Annotated in this window: 17 protein-coding genes; 11 read left to right on the top strand and 6 right to left on the bottom strand. The window is 55.2% G+C overall.

The window, feature by feature from the left end; genetic code table 11:
- Nucleotides 1–183: 183 nt before the first annotated feature.
- From PZBJ_RS22755 to PZBJ_RS22735, 6 genes are read left to right on the top strand one after another with little or no spacing between them, the layout of a single operon-like run.
- Nucleotides 184–1,161, top strand: coding sequence for a sugar ABC transporter substrate-binding protein (locus PZBJ_RS22755; protein WP_101764408.1), 978 nt, complete (start codon nucleotides 184–186; stop codon nucleotides 1,159–1,161).
- Complete coding sequence (locus tag PZBJ_RS24445) at nucleotides 1,151–1,297, top strand: ATP-binding cassette domain-containing protein (RefSeq protein ID WP_240632931.1); 147 nt, start codon at nucleotides 1,151–1,153, stop codon at nucleotides 1,295–1,297. The genes PZBJ_RS22755 and PZBJ_RS24445 overlap by 11 nt, the downstream gene beginning before the upstream one ends.
- Nucleotides 1,298–1,302: 5 nt before the next feature.
- Nucleotides 1,303–2,673, top strand: coding sequence for a sugar ABC transporter ATP-binding protein (locus tag PZBJ_RS22750; protein WP_240632930.1), 1,371 nt, complete (start codon nucleotides 1,303–1,305; stop codon nucleotides 2,671–2,673).
- Nucleotides 2,670–3,683: an ABC transporter permease gene (locus PZBJ_RS22745; RefSeq protein WP_101764407.1), complete on the top strand. Its 1,014-nt coding sequence runs from the start codon at nucleotides 2,670–2,672 to the stop codon at nucleotides 3,681–3,683. Before PZBJ_RS22750 ends, PZBJ_RS22745 begins: the two co-directional genes overlap by 4 nt.
- Nucleotides 3,676–4,662 (top strand): ABC transporter permease, encoded by a 987-nt coding sequence (locus PZBJ_RS22740; RefSeq protein ID WP_101764406.1) that lies wholly within the window; start codon nucleotides 3,676–3,678, stop codon nucleotides 4,660–4,662. Before PZBJ_RS22745 ends, PZBJ_RS22740 begins: the two co-directional genes overlap by 8 nt.
- A 12-nt stretch (nucleotides 4,663–4,674) precedes the next feature.
- The gene (locus PZBJ_RS22735) at nucleotides 4,675–6,042 is read left to right on the top strand and encodes an LLM class flavin-dependent oxidoreductase (RefSeq protein ID WP_101764405.1); all 1,368 of its coding nucleotides are present in this window, start codon (nucleotides 4,675–4,677) and stop codon (nucleotides 6,040–6,042) included.
- Here the strand turns inward: PZBJ_RS22735 and PZBJ_RS22730 are convergent.
- Nucleotides 6,039–7,292 (bottom strand): SfnB family sulfur acquisition oxidoreductase, encoded by a 1,254-nt coding sequence (locus tag PZBJ_RS22730; protein ID WP_101764404.1) that lies wholly within the window; start codon nucleotides 7,290–7,292, stop codon nucleotides 6,039–6,041. The genes PZBJ_RS22735 and PZBJ_RS22730 overlap by 4 nt on opposite strands.
- Nucleotides 7,293–7,401: 109 nt before the next feature.
- Nucleotides 7,402–8,430, bottom strand: coding sequence for an NADPH-dependent curcumin/dihydrocurcumin reductase (locus PZBJ_RS22725; RefSeq protein ID WP_101764403.1), 1,029 nt, complete (start codon nucleotides 8,428–8,430; stop codon nucleotides 7,402–7,404).
- Between the two features lie 147 nt (nucleotides 8,431–8,577).
- On the opposite strand from PZBJ_RS22725, the gene PZBJ_RS22720 reads away from it, so the two are divergent.
- From PZBJ_RS22720 to PZBJ_RS22705, 4 genes are all read left to right on the top strand, one after another.
- Nucleotides 8,578–8,829, top strand: coding sequence for a helix-turn-helix domain-containing protein (locus PZBJ_RS22720; protein ID WP_101764402.1), 252 nt, complete (start codon nucleotides 8,578–8,580; stop codon nucleotides 8,827–8,829).
- 726 nt (nucleotides 8,830–9,555) lie between these two features.
- Nucleotides 9,556–10,908 (top strand): MFS transporter, encoded by a 1,353-nt coding sequence (locus PZBJ_RS22715; protein WP_101764401.1) that lies wholly within the window; start codon nucleotides 9,556–9,558, stop codon nucleotides 10,906–10,908.
- Nucleotides 10,886–12,229, top strand: coding sequence for an enolase C-terminal domain-like protein (locus PZBJ_RS22710; RefSeq protein WP_101764400.1), 1,344 nt, complete (start codon nucleotides 10,886–10,888; stop codon nucleotides 12,227–12,229). The genes PZBJ_RS22715 and PZBJ_RS22710 overlap by 23 nt, the downstream gene beginning before the upstream one ends.
- Nucleotides 12,230–12,238: 9 nt before the next feature.
- Entirely contained in the window at nucleotides 12,239–13,357 is a 1,119-nt protein-coding gene (locus PZBJ_RS22705; protein ID WP_101764399.1) for a lactonase family protein, read from the top strand.
- A 156-nt stretch (nucleotides 13,358–13,513) separates the two neighbouring features.
- On the opposite strand, the gene PZBJ_RS22700 is transcribed toward PZBJ_RS22705, so the two are convergent.
- A complete protein-coding gene (locus PZBJ_RS22700) occupies nucleotides 13,514–14,944 on the bottom strand; it encodes a purine-cytosine permease family protein (RefSeq protein WP_101764398.1) in 1,431 nt (476 codons plus the stop codon).
- Nucleotides 14,945–15,223: 279 nt separating this feature from the next.
- Nucleotides 15,224–15,505 carry a VF530 family protein gene (locus PZBJ_RS22695; protein ID WP_101764397.1) on the bottom strand — a complete coding sequence of 94 codons (282 nt, stop codon included), beginning with the start codon at nucleotides 15,503–15,505 and terminating at the stop codon, nucleotides 15,224–15,226.
- A gap of 125 nt (nucleotides 15,506–15,630) precedes the next feature.
- On the opposite strand from PZBJ_RS22695, the gene PZBJ_RS22690 reads away from it, so the two are divergent.
- Nucleotides 15,631–15,939 carry a hypothetical protein gene (locus tag PZBJ_RS22690; protein ID WP_101764396.1) on the top strand — a complete coding sequence of 103 codons (309 nt, stop codon included), beginning with the start codon at nucleotides 15,631–15,633 and terminating at the stop codon, nucleotides 15,937–15,939.
- Nucleotides 15,940–16,269: 330 nt separating this feature from the next.
- Here the strand turns inward: PZBJ_RS22690 and PZBJ_RS22685 are convergent, their stop codons facing one another.
- Both PZBJ_RS22685 and PZBJ_RS22680 read right to left on the bottom strand, forming a co-directional pair.
- Nucleotides 16,270–17,523 carry an enolase C-terminal domain-like protein gene (locus PZBJ_RS22685; RefSeq protein WP_101764395.1) on the bottom strand — a complete coding sequence of 418 codons (1,254 nt, stop codon included), beginning with the start codon at nucleotides 17,521–17,523 and terminating at the stop codon, nucleotides 16,270–16,272.
- 88 nt (nucleotides 17,524–17,611) lie between these two features.
- Nucleotides 17,612–18,313 carry a FadR/GntR family transcriptional regulator gene (locus tag PZBJ_RS22680; RefSeq protein ID WP_101764618.1) on the bottom strand — a complete coding sequence of 234 codons (702 nt, stop codon included), beginning with the start codon at nucleotides 18,311–18,313 and terminating at the stop codon, nucleotides 17,612–17,614.
- Between the last annotated feature and the right edge of the window lie 81 nt (nucleotides 18,314–18,394).

The raw sequence follows: 18,394 nt of genomic DNA, 5'->3' as shown, positions 1-18,394 counted from the left end.
AAACCGACAAAGCGCAGCGGGAAAAAACGCACCGAACTAGTGCGTATTGGCTATTACCAATCGCCAGCTAGCCTAAGGAGAAAATAGCATTATGGATAAAAAATGGCTGTGATAATTTTTATTTCACACGCCAGATAACAGGCGTCACACAACATTATTTTATTGTTTCCAGGGATATTAAGAATGAAAAAGCACCGCCTGGCAGGTCTGTTATTGGCTTCTCTATCACTATTATCAGGAATGGCGCACGCCGAGGATCAACCGATTCCGTCGCTGGCGGGTAAACGCATTGGCATTACCGTCGCGGGTACCGATCACTACTGGGATTTGAAAGCTTATCAGGGACAAATCGATGAGGTGAAGCGCCTTGGCGGAACGCCGATTGCGCTGGATGGCGGGCGTAAAGAGTCGCAGCAAATTGCGCAGATTCAGACGCTTATTGCGCAAAAACCGGATGCCATTATTGAAACCCTTGGCACAGCGTCGGTGCTGGAACCCTGGCTGAAAAAAATCCGCGAAGCGGGCATTCCTTTATTTACCGTTGATACCGCCAGCCCATCCAGTATTAACGTCACCACATCGGATAATTTTTATATTGGCGAACAGTTAGCATTAAAACTGGTAAACGACCTGCGCGGCGAAGGCAATATTTTGGTATTTAACGGTTTCTATGGCGTGCCGGTAGTCGCAATGCGCTACGACCAGTTAAAAGCCGTGCTGAAGTGGTATCCGAAAATTAAAATTATCCAACCTGAATTGCGCGATGTCATCCCGAATACCGTGCAGGATGCGTATGCGCAAATCAGTCAATTACTAAATAAATATCCGAAAGGTTCGGTGCAGGCGATTTGGGCGGCGTGGGATGTGCCGCAAATCGGCGCCACGCAGGCGGTAGACGCTGCCGGACGCAACGAAATCAAAACGTACGCGGTGGATGGCAGCCCGGATGTGGTGTCGCTGGTTAAAGATCCCAAATCCAGCGCGGCAGCGGTGGTGGCGCAGCAGCCGTATGTGATTGGCCAAACGGCGGTGCAGAACGTAGCGAAATACCTCGCTGGCGATCGTTCGTTGCCGCCCGCAACCTATGTGCCGTCGATTCTGGTGACTAAAGAGAACGCTGCCGAAGCGCAGAAAACCCTGGGTCAAACGGATGGTAAATAACGCGCCGCTGTTGCAACTGCACGCCATCAGCAAAGCTTTTGATGGCGTGCCTGCGCTGCAATCGGTGTCGCTCAGCGTGCATGCCGGTGAAGTACACGGCTTGATTGGCCATAACGGTGCGGGTAAACGACGCTGATCAAAGTGTTAGGCGGCATTCACGCCGCCGATCGCGGCAGCATCGAGCTGGATGGCCAGCCGCTTACGCTCGCTACGCCCGCGCAGGCGCAACGCCAGGGCATCGCCATCGTGCATCAGGAGCGATTGTTGCCCGGCTCGCTAACGGTGGCGGAAGCGCTGTGGCTTGGCAACGAACCGCGCTTAGCCGGTACGCCGTTTATCCTGCGACGTCGTATGCGCCAGCAAACAGAGCAGCAGCTGCAGCAGCACTTTGGTTTGCAACTCGATCCTGATGCGTTGATCGCCACGCTGAGCGTGGCGGAGCAGCAACTGGTGCAAATCTGTCGCGTGCTGCAAAACGCGCCGCGCGTGGTGGTGCTGGATGAACCGACCGCCGCGCTGGCGCGCCATGAAGTGCATGCGCTGTTCCGGGTAATTGAACGCATGCGCCAGCAGGGCATCGCGCTGCTTTATGTTTCGCACTATCTCGATGAAATTCAGGAGCTGTGCCAACGCGTCACGGTGCTACGTGACGGCAAAGACGTGGCGCAGTTCAACGCAGATCAACTATCACCGGCGGCACTGATCGCGGCGATGGTAGGCGACGCGCGTCATGAACTGGCACCGCGTCAGTCGCGCCGCGCCGGTGCGCAAGTACTGCAGGTTACTGCGCTCAGCGCGCCCGGCAGTTTTCACAGTGTGTCGTTCACCGGCCGACAAGGCGAAATCATCGGCATCACCGGCTTGTTAGGTTCCGGCGGTAAAGCGCTGATTCGCGCGCTGTTCGGGCTGGAAAACGGCGTCAGCGGCAAGGTTACGCTGGGCGAAGTGAGCGGCGTGCCGGCTTCTCCACATGCCGCAGTGAAGCGCGGTATCGCCTTTGTACCGGAGGATCGCCGCGCCAACGGCGTCGCGTTAAATTTGTCATTGCGTGACAATGTCACCTTAACCACGGTGCAACGCTTGCTGCGCTGGGGCGGCGTTTCGCGTCAGGCGGAGAGCGAACTGGTGGCGAAGAACATTCAGCAACTGGATATCCGCACGCCGGGGCAGCTGGCGGCGCTGCGTCAGCTTTCGGGCGGCAACCAACAGAAAGCGGTGCTGGCCAAATGGTTAAACACCGGTGCGCGTCTGTATTTGCTGGATGAGCCCACGGTGGGCGTTGATATTGCGGCTAAGGCGGCGATTTATCACACATTGCAGCAGTTGGCTGATGACGGCGCCCTGATTCTGGTGTTCTCCACCGATTTACTCGAACTGCAAACGCTGGCCGATCGCATTATGGTGCTGGCGCGCGGCGAACATGTCGCCACGCTGGAGGCACAGCACACCAGCCATCAGGAAATTCTCTCCTGGGCTTCGGGCACCGGCGCGTTAACGGAGCGTGCTTCATGAGTGATGTTACCCAATCTGCACCGCTTGTAGCACCGCGCAGCGTGCGTGGTCAGCAGTGGCTGCAACACGTTTCGCTGCTGATTATTGTGCTGGTTTTAGCCGTCTTTGCCTGGCTGTCGCCGTTTTTTCTTACGGTGATGAATCTTGGCAACGTGCTACAGCAGACCGCGGTGGTTGGCACGCTGGCGCTTGGCTTAACGCTGGTTTTAAGCGGCGGCGGCTTGCAGGGTATTACCGGCGGCATTGATCTGTCGATTGCCGCCAACCTTGGCCTAAGTGCGGCGGTGTTTGCCAGCCAGCTCAACGCCGGTCAGCCCATCGCGATTGCCTTGCTGCTGACGCTGTTTACCGGTGCGGCTGTGGGTTTGTTTAACGCGCTGGCGATTGTCTGGCTGGGGATTTTGCCGCTGCTGGCAACGCTCACCAGCATGAATATCGCTATCGGCCTGGAAATGGTGCTGACCAGCAACGCCTCGGTGTCGGCCAGCAGCGATCTGCAAAATCTGTTGTTAAGCAACGGCCCTTTAGCGGTGTCGTGGCTGGGCTGGTCGTTTCTGCTGCTGGCGTTTGGCATGATCGCCTTGAGCCGCCTGACGTCCTTTGGCCTGCGCTTGCAGGCGGTGGGCAGCCATCCGCAGGCGGCGAATGCGGCGGGCATCGGCGTTAAACGCTATCAGGGTTTGAGCTACGTGTTGTGTGGCGTCAGCGCGGCTATCGCGGCAATTGCGTCGGTGTCGCTACTAAGCGGCAGTTCGCCTGGCGCCAACGACAATCTGTTGATGGTGATCGCGGCGGCGCTATTGGGCGTGGTGTTTTCCCGTCGTCTGGTGCCGACACTTGGCGGCGCACTGATTAGCGCGCTATTTCTCAGCCTGATTGCCAACGGCTTTCAGCTGATCAATGTCTCAAGTTACTGGATAAACGGCGTCGAAGGCGTGTTGATCCTATTAGTGGTGGCGTTAACCGCGCTGTTACGTCGTCGCCAGTCAAGGAGAACGCAAGGTGTCTGATTCTTTGTTATCACCTGTCGCGCCACGCCCGCGCCAGACCGGCTGGCTGCGCGCCATCATCGTGCTGACCTTTGTAGCGCTGCTCGTGTTCTTTATTGTCGCGGTGCCCGCTTTTGCCACTGTCTCAAATATTCGCAGTGTGTTGCTCAATAACGTCGCGCCGCTGGCGATCGTCGCCCTGGCGATGACGTTGGTGACACGCATTGGCGCGATTGATCTCTCGGTGGGCACGGCGATCGATATTGCCTGTCTGGTTTTGGTGACACTGGTGCTGCATCAGGTCAGTTTGCCAGTGGCGCTGTTCGCGGCATTAATTGCCGCGCTGCTGGTTGGCGTGTTTAACGCCTTTTTGGTGACACAGTTGGGCGTGGAGCCGTTTCTCGCCACGCTTGGCACGCTGTTTATCGGACAAAGCGTGCAGCAGCTGTCGTCAAATGGCGGACAACCGGTTTATCTGCTGAGCCAGAAACTGCCCGATGGGTTTTCGGCGATAGGTCACGGCGCGCTGCTCGGCATTCCGCTGCCGTTGTGGCTATTGTTGCTGGTAGCGCTGGCGCTCTATCAGTTGCTGCATCGCAGCGCCACCGGCCGTTCATTGCGGGTGATGGGCGAGCAGTACAGCGTTGCGCAGCATTCGGGCGTGCCAGTGAAACGACTCACTGCGCTGGCGTTTATTCTCGCAGCGTTGATTGCCGGTATCGTCGGTTTGATTCTGGCGGCCAACGTCAAAGCCTGGGTGCCGCTGTCGGGCAATGCCTATCTGCTGAATGCGATTGGTGCCAGTTTTATTGGCGCCACCTTCGCGCCATCACGTCGGCCCAATGTGTTAGGCACGCTGCTTGGCGTGGTGCTGCTGAGCTTTATCGCCAACGGCTTGCTGCTGGTCGGCTGGAATTTTTACTGGCAACAGGTCGCCACTGGCGGATTAATTTTCATTGTGCTGGCCGTCGGGGCTCTGCGCGCGCGTCGTCACAGCTGAGAGAGGTCAAAGATGAGCCGGGCACCGTTTTTACTGTTTGGTTTTATGATGAATGTGCCGGGCCACATCTCCGCAGGATTGTGGCGGCATCCGCAGGATCAGGCTCATCGCTATACCGAACTACATTACTGGACCGATATTGCCCAACAGCTGGATCGCGCCGGGTTTGATGCGCTGTTCATCGCCGATGCGTTGGGCCAGCTAGACGTGTGGCAAAACAAGCCGGACGCGGCGCTGCGTCTGGCGACACAAATGCCGGTTAACGATCCACTGTTGCTGGTTTCTGCAATGGCAGCGGTGACGCAACATTTGGGCTTTGGTATTACCGTTTCCACCACCTACGAACAGCCGTATCTGCTGGCACGCAAATTCACCACGCTTGATCACCTGAGCAACGGGCGTATCGCCTGGAATGTGGTGACGTCAATGCTGGATTCAGCGGCACGTAATCTGGGGCTGACGCAGCAAATTCCGCACGATGAACGCTACGATCGCGCGCAGGAGTTTCTCGATATCACCGGCAAGTTGTGGGAAGGATCGTGGGAAGAGGACGCGGTGCGGCGCGATAAGCAAAACAGCGTGTATAGCGATCCGGCCAAAGTGCACGCTATCAAACATGCCGGGCGCTGGTATCAGGTACCGGATGCGCACCTAAGCGAGCCCAGTCCGCAGCGCACGCCGGTGCTGTTTCAGGCGGGAACCTCCAGTCGCGGGGCGCAATTCGCTGCACGCAACGCGGAAGTAATTTTTCTCGGCGGCGTTACGCCGCAGGCCATTGCTGCGGATATCCAACGTATTCGCCAGTTAGCCGCAGCAGAAGGGCGCAATGCGGCTTCGCTGCGTTTCGTCACGGCTATCACGGTGATCACCGCAGAGAGTGATGAAGCCGCGCAGGCTAAATATCGCGATTATCAGCAGTACATCAGCGAAGAGGCCGCGCTGGCGCTGTTCTCTGCGTGGACCGGTATCGACTGTTCACAGGAGGATTTGGATACGCCGCTAGCGTTTCGTGAAACCGATGCCTGTCGCTCAGCCTTAGCCAGCCTGACGCGCATTGACGATCAAAAACGCTGGACGCTGCGTGATGCGGCGCGCTACATCGGCATTGGCGGATTGCATCCGCTGCTGATCGGCGGCCCAGAGAGCATTGCCGATCAGCTGGAACAGTTTGCCGCGGAGTCGGGTGTTGATGGTTTCAATCTGGCGTGGGCGATTAGTCCCGGCAGCTTTGAGGATTTTATCCAGCATGTGATGCCGGTGCTGCGTAGCCGAGGGCTTATCCGTGAAACGCCCGCGCAAGCCGTGACGTTGCGCGAACGGTTGTTTGGTCAGCCGCGACTCACGGCTGACCATCCAGCGGCACGTTTTCGCCACCGTTAATTCCAGGCATGGCGCGGCGGCGGGGTGCCATTGAGGTAATAATTGCCAACGTGGTAATACTTCCAGCGCACCGGATCGTGCAAGGTGTGGGTGCGCGCATTGCGCCAATGGCGATCGAGGTTGAACTCCTGCAGCGTTGAGCGCGTACCCGCCAGTTCAAACAGCTTGTTGCCTGCCAGAATAGCGATTTCGGTGGTTAACACTTTGGCTTCAGCGGTAGCAACCGTTGCTGCTGCAACCGTGCTTTCATCGGGTTGCTGCAGCGCCAGATCAATCGCTTCGCCAGCGCGCCACAGTAAGGCTTCAGCGGCGTGCAGGCGAATTTTCAAATCCCCGACTGCCGCCAGCGTAAAGTGATCATCGGATGCGCGCTCCTGGCCGCTATCAATCCACGGACGTGACCGCTCGCGCACAAAATGCAGCGTGTCTTCAACAGTGCCGCGAGCAATGCCCACATCCACCGCCGCCTGAATAATCTGCGAAATCGGACCGGCGGCAGTCGGGCGTTCAAACGCCTGATAAGCCGGGATCACGCGGGATAGCGGGGCGCGCACGTTCTCCAGCAGCACGGTGCCCGATGCCGTGGTGCGCTGACCAAAGCTCGACCAATTGTTAATGATGGTCACGCCCGGCGTGTTGCGATCCAGCACAATCAGATGCGCGCGATCCTGATCGTCGAGCGCCACTGCGTGAATTCGATGCGCCAGCAGTGCGCCGGTGGCGTAGAATTTCTCGCCGTTGATCACCACGTCATCACCTTCACGCTGAAAACGCGTCTGGAAATCGGCGACGGTGCGCGAATTCTTCTCGGAGAAAGCGTTGCCCCAGCGCAAGCCAGCCAGCACTTCGCCCAGTAGTTCTTGTTTCTGCGCCTCGCTGCCATCCGCCACCAGATGCGCCACGCCGGCTAAATGGTTCTGCGGTAGCTGACCGAGCGCGGAATCTGCCGCCGAAATGATGGCGATGACTTTCGCCACCGTCACCCAGGATACGCCCGCGCCGCCATAGATTTTAGGGATCGCCATCGCCCACAAGCCACTTTGTGAGAACGCATCCAATTCGTTAAGCGGCAAGATGCCTTCGCGGTCGCGCAGTGCGGCGTCACGCGCAAACTCTGAGGCCAGAGGTTGAGCAATCTCAATGGCTTCGGCATCATCACGAATGATATGCGCCGGTTCAGCAGGTAAGGGAACGGGTGCTTCAGGCTGTTGGGAATTGACCTTCAGGATGTGGGTTTGGCTGAGCGACATGAGAACTCCCGATAATGACGATGTAGGGAAAATATCTTCTCATGCGCTCAGCGCGCGCCATATCTCAATTGCGGCTATGCAAAGTGAAAAATAGCGTTAACACAACGGCTTACTGCGCGACTTTCACCACGGTTTTACCGAAGTTTTTGCCTTTCAGCATATCGAAAAACGCCTGCGGGGCATTTTCCAGCCCGTCGATCATGTGCTCGCGGTAGTGGATTTTTTGCTGCTCCACCAGCGGCGTCATCGCTTTGAGGAATTCAGGATAACGATCGCCGTAATCCTGGAAGATGATAAAGCCCTGCATGCGAATACGACGTTTAAGAATGCCGCCCATGATTTGCGGGGTGCGATCCGGTCCCGGCGGTAATTCGCGGCTGCTGTAACCAGAAACCAGGCCACACACCGGCACGCGCGCCGCGGTGTTCAGCAACGGGAATACGGCATCAAACACTTTGCCGCCAACGTTTTCGAAGTAGATATCAATGCCGTCTGGGCAGGCAGCCGCCAGTTGTTCCGCAAAGTCGTCACGATGGTGATCGATACAGGCGGAGAAACCGAGCTTCTCAATCGCATAACGACACTTCTCTTCACCCCCCGCAACGCCGACGACATGGCAGCCTTGGAGTTTCCCAAGCTGACCCACCGTTGCACCGACCGGGCCGGTAGCCGCCGCGACCACCAGGGTTTCACCCTGTTTTGGCTGGCCGATATCCATCAAGCCCATATAGGCCGTAAAGCCCGGCATACCGAGAATGCCCAGCGCCCAGGAAGGATGGGGCAGATCGCCCAATTTCGCCACGCCGTTTCCGTCCGAAACCGCATAGCTTTGCCAGCCGCTTTGCGCGAGGACCACATCGCCTTGCTGGAAATCCGCGTGTTTAGATTCCACCACTTCGCTCACCGTGCCGCCAACCATCGGTTGGTCGAGTTCAGCAGGTGCAGCATAAGATTTGCTGTCATCCATGCGCCCGCGCATATAGGGGTCGAGCGACAAATAGAGCGTGCGCAGCAGGATTTGGCCGTCCTTCACGTCAGGAATGGGCTGCTCCACCAGGCGGAAATTCTCTTTTACCGGTTCGCCATGCGGGCGTGAGGCTAATAGCCAAGCTTGATTACGTTGAGTAGATTGCGACATTTTTACCTCTATTAGCGTTTCCACGTGAGGCAAGTGTAGACGAGGAAAAGGCATTAAGGCCGCCTGTGCAGAACTTAAGTGTTGCTATATGATAACATTTTGGTAAAAATATAGACATTGTTATCATATACCAACAATAGAGGTTTTATGTTGCCTGGTTTGCAAGCAATAGGCGCTAAATGTCAGGAAAGGCGCAAGGCTAACCGTTGGACTCAAGCCGACGCTGCGACGCGTGCAGGCATTCATCGCACGGTTATTTCACAGATTGAAAATGGCCATTACGCGGGATCGTTGAAAGCATTTACTCTTTATTTGACGTCACTGGGATTGAAACTTTCAGCCATTGATTTCTCATTTCCACAACTAGAAGACCTGGACACTTTATTTGATGAGGGTTGACCTCATCCTTGCATGAATTTTCAATATGTAACTTTTGAAGTTACTTGCTTTATCGGGAGGATTTGTCCTTCAGGTAAATTAATTATCTACATTATCTTAGTTTTCATAGCTGTAACTACCCGAATGTCTTCAAACAACAACTTATGAGAAAGCACTTTATGGAACCTGGGCCATTTGTGTACCAGGTCACCATAAATGGTGACCCTACGGGATTTATAGCGATGGTGAGTCAAATTAATGCATTGATGCAGCAGCGCGGGTGTTGAGGCGACATCCCAAACCGCTGAACGAATGAGGGATTCCAGGGCGAGCCGCATGGATGCGGCGAGAGGCGGCGCTGAGCAGGAGCGAATCGGCGCCGGTCCGTCAGGAATCGTGAATGAGTGAAGGTACCGCGCAGCGGCGGATTGGGCTGGCGCAAGGCCCGGGAGTGCAGAGGGCGCGGCCAGGCGCCCTTTGCTCGGTCGCCGCACGGCAAAACTGAAACAATCTGAGCCTATGGCGAACGAAAGTCGCTCAGTTTAATGTGAGGTATGCTCAGGCACGGGGCCCGTCGTGAGCCAGCGCACAAACCAAGCGTAAACTTTTCGACGCGAATTAATATAACACCATGAATTTTAACAATCATAGGGCATTTGCCTAAGCGGTCTCGGGCAATGCCACATACACCTGGCCACACTCTGCTGCGTATACCTATAGCGATGCTTTTCTCCCTACAGGTGACGCATGACACAACAACAATACGTATTATCGCCCGATCATGACGCGCATATCGCCTCGGCTATCGGCAAGTTCTTCCGCCGCATCATTCCGATGCTGGCGCTGATGTTAATTGTGAACCAAATTGACCGGGCAAACATCGGCTTCGTAAAAGCCGAACTGCAAACGGATGCGGGCATTAGTGCGGCCGCCTTCGGCTTAGGCGCGGGGCTGTTCTTTATCGGCTATGCGCTGTTTGAAGTGCCGAGCAACATGATGCTGAAGAAACTCGGCGCACGCGTGTGGCTGACGCGCATCATGATTACGTGGGGCATGGTGGTGGTGCTTACCGGTTTTGTGAGTACGCCGCTGCATTTCTATCTGCTGCGTTTCCTGCTCGGCGTGGCGGAAGCCGGCTTCTTCCCTGGCGTGCTGTTCTATTTTCGTCAATGGGTGCCGAATGCGTGGCGCGGACGCGCCACCGCGATGGTGTTAAGCGCTACCGCCAGCGCTTTTCTGTTCTCCGGTCCGCTCACCGGTGCCATTCTGATGATGCATGATGTTGGCGGCATCGCGGGCTGGAAATGGGTGATGTTTATGGAAGGCGGCGGATCAATGGTGATCGGCTTGCTGGCCGCCTTTGTGCTGGTATCCAAACCGCAAGGCGCGAAATGGTTGAGCGATGCCGAGAAACAGGCGCTGGCGCAGCAGCTAGCGCTGGAAGATGATGCGCGCGAAGAGCACGCGGTGAAACACGGCCGCTGGGGCTTGATCAGCGATCGCAGCCTTTTGTCTTACTGCCTGATCTTCTTCACCATGACCATGACCGGCTACACGTTAGTGTTCTGGCTGCCGCAAATCATTCAGCGTATTCAGGGGTTCAACAGCTTTGAAACCGGATTGCTGACCGCCGTGCCGTGGCTGTTTGCTATCGTCGCGCTGTTTCTGCTCGGCAAAGCCACCGACCGCTATCGCGATAAACTGGATAAAGGGCTCGGCATCGCCATGCTGATCGCCGCATGCGGCACCTTTATGGCCACGCTGGGAACGCCGTGGTTTGGCTTTGTGGCGATGATTGTGGCCTGCATCGGCTCCAAAGTGAGCGCGGCGTTCTTCTGGCCGATGCCGCAAAGTGAATTACCCGCCTCGATTGCCGCGCCCGGCATTGCGCTAATCAACTCGATTGGCAATCTCGGCGGCTTCTTTGCGCCCACGGTATTCGGCTACCTCGAAATGCACACCGGCAGCACCACCGGCGGACTTTACGCGCTAACCAGCGTGTCCGTGGTTACCGGACTCTATTTGCTGCTGCGTCGCAAACCTGTACCACCCGCTTTCGGTCACACGGAGAGAAACCATGTCAGACAGTCCAGTCATTAAATCGATGCGCATCGTGCCGGTTGCCGGTTACGACAGCATGTTATTGAACATTGGCGGCGCCCATAACTGCTACTTCACGCGCATCATCGTGATACTGACCGATTCCGCCGGACATACCGGCGTAGGCGAAACGCCGTGTCATGCATCCACCTTGCAGCTGCTGGAACAGTTTCGCCCGCTGATAGAAGGCAGTTCGCTGCTGCGTCTCAACGCGACACTCAGCCAGCTGTTCAGCAGCGAGGCACGTCAGCAACAAACCTCTCACACCAACGACATTCATATCCCGCAGATGAATCCGGAGAAGTTTTATAACGCCGCCGCCGCCATTGAAGCGGCGCTGCTGGACCTGCAAGGCAAGCTGTTTAACCTGCCGGTAGCGGACCTGCTTGCCAGCGGTAAACAGCGCGATCGCATTCCGGTGCTGGGCTATTTGTTCTACATCGCCGATCGCAAGCGCACCAATATGCACTATCGATCAGGGGAGCATGAGCAAGAAGGCTGGTTCCGTCTGCGTCATGAAGCGGCGATGGACAGCGATGCCGTGGTGCGACTGGCCGAAGCGGCAGTTGAGCAATATGGCTTCCGCGACTTCAAGCTCAAAGGCGGCGTGCAGGCAGGCGAAGTGGAAGTGGCAACGGTGGAAGCGCTACTGTCGCGCTTCCCTGAAGCACGCGTCACCGTCGATCCTAACGCCAGCTGGTCGCTGGATGAGGCGATTCGCTTTGGCAAGCAGCTGGCGGGAAAGGTGCCGTATCTGGAAGATCCTTGTGGCGCTGAACAAGGCTATTCCGGCCGGGAAACGCTGGCCGAGTTTCGCCGCGCCACCGGCGTGCCGGTCGCGACTAATATGATCGGCAACGACTGGCGCCAGCTGCACCATGCGCTGCAACTGAATGCCATTGATATTCCGCTCGCCGATCCGCACTTCTGGACGATGCGTAACGCCAACGTGGTGGCGCAGCTGTGCAACGAATGGGGGCTGACAACCGGCTGCCACTCCAATAACCATTTTGATATTTCGCTGGCGATGGTGGCGCACCTGGGGGCCGCCGCGCCTGGCGATCGTCAAACCGCCTTTGATACGCACTGGATTTGGCAGGATGGTCAGCAGCTTACATGTCAACCGCCGCAAATCCGCGATGGTTATCTGGAGTTACCGCCGGGGCCGGGATTGGGCATCGAGCTGGATATGGATCGCATCGAACAGGCGCATGCGCTATATAACGCGCTGCCGGATAAAAATCGCAACGATGCGCTGGGGATGCAGTTTTTGATCGATAACTGGCGCTATGACGCCAAACGTCCGTCATTGGTACGCTAAGGAAGCAGCATGAAGAACCTATTACGCGCGGCAACGCTATTAGCGTCGTTGGCCGCCAGCGCGCCGTTGCTGGCACAGACTTTTGTCTACGTTTCAGAAGCCGATGATGGCACCATCGCGCGCTACGCGCTGAATGAGCAAACCGGTGCATTGCAACTATTAGGACGCACTCAGGTCGGCGGCAAAGTGATGCCGATGGCGTTGAGCGCCGATCATAAACATCTGTACGCCGCGATTCGCAGTAAACCGCTGCAACTGGTGAGCTGGAACATCGACAGCAAAACGGGCGATCTCAGCCCGTTGAATAGCGTATCCGCTGCGGCCAGCTATCCCTACATCAGCACGGATCCGCAGGGTCGTTTTCTGCTAGGCGCTTCCTATGATGGCGATGTGGTGCACGTTTATCGACTCAATAGCGACGGCAAGCTGATTGCGCCGCCGGTCGGGAGTTACAAAACCGGACATGCCGCGCACTCGGTGATTGTTGATGCGAGCGGCGAGCAGGCTTATGTCGGCAATCTCGGCACCGATCGCGTGCTGCAATTGAAACTGAGCGCCGAGGGCGAGCTTTCGGGGTTAGGCAACGGCTATGTTAAAACGGCGACAGAAAACGGACCGCGCCATTCGGTGTTGTCGCCGGATAATCGCTATCTCTACAACATCGGTGAAATGGGCGGCATCATTACGCAGTTTCGTCGTGAAGCCAGCGGTGAGCTGGTGAAAGTGGCGGAGACGCCAAATGCGGTAGCGGAAAAATATCAACTGCAACACGGCAAAGAGCGACCGCCGGGCTACAGCGACACCACGCCGCGCATCTGGGCGGCCGATATTCGTCTGACGCCGGATGGCCGTTTTCTCTATGTCAGCGAGCGGACCAGCAGCACCATCAGCGGATATCGGATTAACAAAGCAAACGGCAAACTGACGCTGATTGATAGCTGGCAAGTCGAGAAACAGCCGCGCGGCATCGCGATCACCGCTGACGGACGTTGGTTGATTGCCAGCGGCGAAAAGAGTGCGGTGACCGGCAGCTATGCCATTGATCAAGAAAGCGGGGCGCTAAAGCGCGTTGGCGAAGCACCGGCCGGCGGTGACGCCAATTGGGTGACGGTGGTGAGTTACAAATAATCCCTAAGGATTGCCATTAATGGCGACCAGGTGCGCCTTACAGTTGCTTATATTTCTCGTTAGTTAAAGTGTAGCGGTGGGCTGGCTGAATGATAATGCGCTCAAAGTTGCAAGCACTTGTGAGCGCGATTCATTAATATGACATGCGTGACAATGTCACTGATTGGGGTAAACAGAGTGCGACAAGGTCCCTCGACGATCGACCTTTCTTGCGGCTAACCACAACAGTGCGGTGACAATCCAGCCAATAATCCACGACACATCATTACCGGCAAAAATCCAGGTTAACGAACCGTGATGCAGTGGATTATCAATGAACGGCAACTGTACCAGCACGCCGCAGAAGTAGACAATTATGCCCGCCCAGTTCCAGCGACCGTAACGTCCGTTGGGCTGGGAGAGTGCCGGTACATCGACTTTACCTTTGGTGATCAGGTAGAAATCGGTCAGGCTGATTGCGCTCCACGGCACAAAAAAGGCCAGTAAAAACAGCAGGAAATGGGTGAATGATTTCAGGAAAGCGGGTTCGCTAATCAGCGCAATCACACAAGAAATCGTCACCATCAACACCACAAACAGAATGCGGCCGCCACGACTTAATGCGGTTTTCTGACGGAAGCCAGAAACGATGGTGGTGAGTGACATAAAGCTGCCGTAAGCATTCAGCGTGGTGAAAGTGATTTTGCCGAAGCAGATCGCAAAATAGATCACCATCGCCATCGTGGCGCTGCTGCCTAAACTGACAATATAGCCAACCTCGTTGCCAGAGAAAGCCTTACCGGCAATCGCCGCGACAATTACACCCAACGTCATTGAAGCCTGCGTTCCTAAAACCGTGCCAAAGAAAACGCAGCTGAAAAGTTTTTTGGCTGAGACGTTAGCCGGTAAATAGCGCGAATAGTCAGAAACATACGGGCAAAATGCAATCTGCCATGACGACGACAACGAAACCGCAAGCAGGAAGTTAGCGACCGTGAAATGCTGGTTCTGCCACACCGCGGACAGATCATGGGTTGAGAGCAGCGTGATAAACAGGTAAACAAAGGCAAGCACGCCAATCACGCTGGCTACTTTACCGAGCTTGTGAATCACGCGATATCCCAGCACCGCAATGACGACGATAATCGCACTGAACAGGATCATGCCTGACGCATTGCTGGTATTAATCAGTTTGGCGAGCGCCTGTCCGGCCAACACCGTGCCGCTGGCAGAGAATCCGACATACATGATGCACACCAACACCAACGGAATCACCGCACCGTATACGCCAAACTGCATGCGGCTGGTAATCATTTGCGGCAATCCGAGACGCGGTCCCTGAATGGCATGCAGTGACATGATCGCCGCGCCCACAACTTGCCCAACCAGCAAGCCGATGATCGACCACACCACATCGCCGCCCAACACCACGGCCAGCGCGCCGGTTACGATGGCGGTGATCTGCAAATTGCCACCAAACCACAAGGTGAACTGGCTGAATGGATGTCCGTGGCGTTCGCTCGGAGGAATGTAATCAATGGATCGCGTTTCTGACAGGCGCTGTTTCTCTGCGCCGGCGTAATCTGCTGCAGGTGATTCGGCTGACATAGTTTCCTCGCTAAAACGGCTAAAGATGGGAAATTATTGTTAGTATGATGTGGTTTCTCTTGGTGGTACATGTATATACATGTAGCGATATTGTCATGCAGCATGGAAACTTACAATACGATCGGTCATTGGAAAATGTGATGACGCGGGCAAGGTTGGGAAGCTATGAAATGGAGAGAAAGGAGGAGTTGATATGACGTCGCTACGTGAATTCTGCAAAAAGAGCAGGGTGGAAGTTGCCGAGAATTCACGTAGCGCTGCCGGTTTTGTCGCCAGAAATTACTGATCTTTGCCTATAGTCCAGGGATTTGGCGCGGAATCATCTGCCTTATCCGCAGCAAAATCATCCAGTGAATCCAGATACAGTGCTTCAACCTCAGCGCGTGCCCAGGGTGTGCGGCGTAAAAACTTCAGGCTCGATTTAACGCTTGGATCGCTTTTGAAGCAGTTGATATTAATGAGCTTACCCAGTTCGGCCCAGCCATAATGGGCGACCAGCGCATTAATTTGCATCTCAAGCGTGACGCCGTGCAAGGGATCTTTGGAGCGATGATCGTTCATAGGAAATCCTTAAAATGTTGACGGCAAAGGTTACAAGAAAGCCACGCGAGCGGCAATGGTGCGATCGTCATTGCCGGTAAATGCTGTACACTTGTTGCCAGAAAATCACTATTGGACGGTACGCTATGAACGACAAGAAAATGATTTCCATCGATCAGTTCAATCTCAGTGAACGCGTTGCAGTAGAAGAAGCGTTTAAGGGATTGATGGAGAAGTATCGCCAGCGCACTGGCAAAGAGCCGGATGCAAAGAAAGAGAAAGAGTTCACTGCGGAAGCCCGGCAGCAGATTATGACGACGAAACTGGCCAAAGAGAAAGCGCTGGCTGAAAAGTCAAAGAAAACGCCAACGCGCAGGAAGAAACCTGAATCGTTGAAAGAGAGCGAAGTCAGTGATTTCAACTGGAAGGCGTCGGTGATTAAAGGGCGCAGATAACGGCAACGTGCGTTCAACAATCCGTCGCCGGGATGATCGCGGGTTACGGATTGTTGGTGACGGAGGTGAAAGAAGGCAGGTGATGAGCGGATAATGGTTGAAGTGCGCAATGAGTTACTTCATTTAACATAATATACATTATGCGCCCTTTGGTTTGTAACGGCTAAATTCGGATATTCGCCTCAACATCATCATTACGGATAAAATTCATGAGCCATTTCACCTGCGGATGCCTTTGCGGAAACGTTCGATTCGAAGCAACCTCAGGACGTTTTGAAAACTAAATAAAAGAGGAACCAATCAGTGGTTCCTCTCGAATCATCAATACGTTTACGGACGTGCCGCCGTGCCATCTGGCAGACGCGCGTTAGTCCAGTCTGGAATACCGCCCGATACCGGATATTTTGCCGCCTCTTTCAGATCGATATCCACGCCCAGCCCCGGCCGATCGCTGAGGTAGGCATAACCGCGATCAATCTCCGGACAACCTGGGAACACTTCCTGCAGCGCCTCATTCACCGGCGTGTACTCCTGAATGCCAAGATTGGTGATGCTCAGATCAATATGCAGGTTTGCCGCCACACCAATCGGTGATATATCGCCCGGACCGTGCCACGCAGTGCGCACGCCAAACAGTTCCGCAAAAGTCGCCAGCTTCTTCGCCGGTGTAATGCCGCCAATGGTACTGACATGGCAGCGAATATAATCGATCAGCTGGTTTTGAATTAATGGCTTCCACTCGTTGATTTGCGTAAACAGCTCGCCCATGGCAATTGGTGTGCTGCTTTGGCTGCGTAATTTTCTCAGCCAGTCGATATTTTCTGGCGCAACCGGATCCTCAAGGAAAAACAGCTGATACGGTTCGAGAGATTTTGCCAGCTGAATCGAAGCGATTGGCGTGATGCGCTCGTGCACATCGTGAATAAACTCAACGCCAAAACCGAGCTTGTTGCGCAGATGATCAAACAGGCGCGGTACGGCACGCGCATAAGCATCCGGATCGAAATAGATGCCGTGAGTAGGATTACGCGGTGACACCTTCGGCTGGATATTGCGCGCCTTGGCCAGCTTGCCGGCGATCAAACGCAAATCATCGGTACCCGCGCCGCCATACATGCCCATCTGACAGCGCACATATTGATAGCCCTCCTCCATGCGCGCGCGGATGTTGTCTTCAACTTCTATCTCATCGGCACCGTCGCAGTGGCGATAAAGCGGCACGCCATCACGACATTTGCCGCCAAGCAGCTCATACACCGGCAGGTCGGCAACTTTGCCCTTCAGGTCCCACAGCGCCATATCCACACCGGAGAGCGCATTATTCATCACCGGACCGTTACGCCAGTAACCGCTGACCGCCGCCGATTGCCAGATGTCTTCGATACGCGCCGGGTCTTTGCCGATCAAAAACGGCTTCATGTAGTTTTCAATCGCGGCGGCGACCGCGTAGATACGCTGAGTAAAGGTGGCGCAGCCCAAACCGTATAAACCGGGTTCGCTGGTTTCGATTTTTACCACCACCAAATCAATGCCGCCTGGCGCGGTAAGGATGGTTTTTACATCGGTAATTTTCAGGTTACTCATCATGATCCTCACAGTATCTGGATAACATGCTGTATGATGTCCTACATGTTATGTGTATTAAAAAGCCCTGTGCAGGGCTTTTGGTTATTCAGTTATGGCGTACATCCTCGATGGCGTGCACGTTATGTGTCATCGCGCTATTAAGCGTCTCGGCTGCCAGCGAGGCATCGCGGTTTTTCAACGCCATAAAGACTTTAATGTGGGCTTCAACGCTTTCCAGCGTAATGCCCAATACGCGGTTCAACTCTTCGAGGTAATGCACATAAATCCCCTTGAGGGATTCCATGACGTGGATGAACACTTTGTTGTGCGAGGCTTTCACAATCGCCAGATGGAAATCGTAGTCCGCCAGCGAGTACTTCTTGTAGTCATCTTTACTCACCAGCATGCGATTTAGGGCGCTTTCCAGCACTTTGACATCCTCATCTGTGGCGTTCTGCACTGCCAGCTCCATACATTTGAACTCGACGGTCTGACGGAAAACCCGCATATCATCAAACTCTTCCTGCGAAAGGTGCAGAATGGGCTGGTTATCGCTGAACGATCCGTAGCGCGCCACTTCGCGGGTAACATAGGTACCCTTCCCTTGATGCGTCACCACCACGCCAAGGTCTCGCAGCTTCTGCACGGCACTCCGCACGCTGACGCGGCTCACCTGAAAGGTTGCGGTCAATTCCGCTTCTGACGGCAACTTACAGCCCGGCTCCCACAGACCATCCTGAATGTTCTTCTTCATCTGCTCGTAGATGACATCAACCACATTATGTTTTTGGATACTTTCCAGCGCCACGGCTTTACTCACTTGTCCTACATGTCTACCGCTTTTTAACGCGTCACTGCTTGCAACACAAGCAGCAATTTTTCGCGCAGC

Origin of the sequence: Pantoea endophytica, assembly GCF_002858935.1 — a bacterium.
In the GTDB taxonomy this organism is placed as follows: domain Bacteria; phylum Pseudomonadota; class Gammaproteobacteria; order Enterobacterales; family Enterobacteriaceae; genus Pantoea; species Pantoea leporis.
The sequence above is the reverse complement of the archived record's forward strand: the minus strand, read 5'-3'. Positions and strand labels throughout refer to the sequence as shown.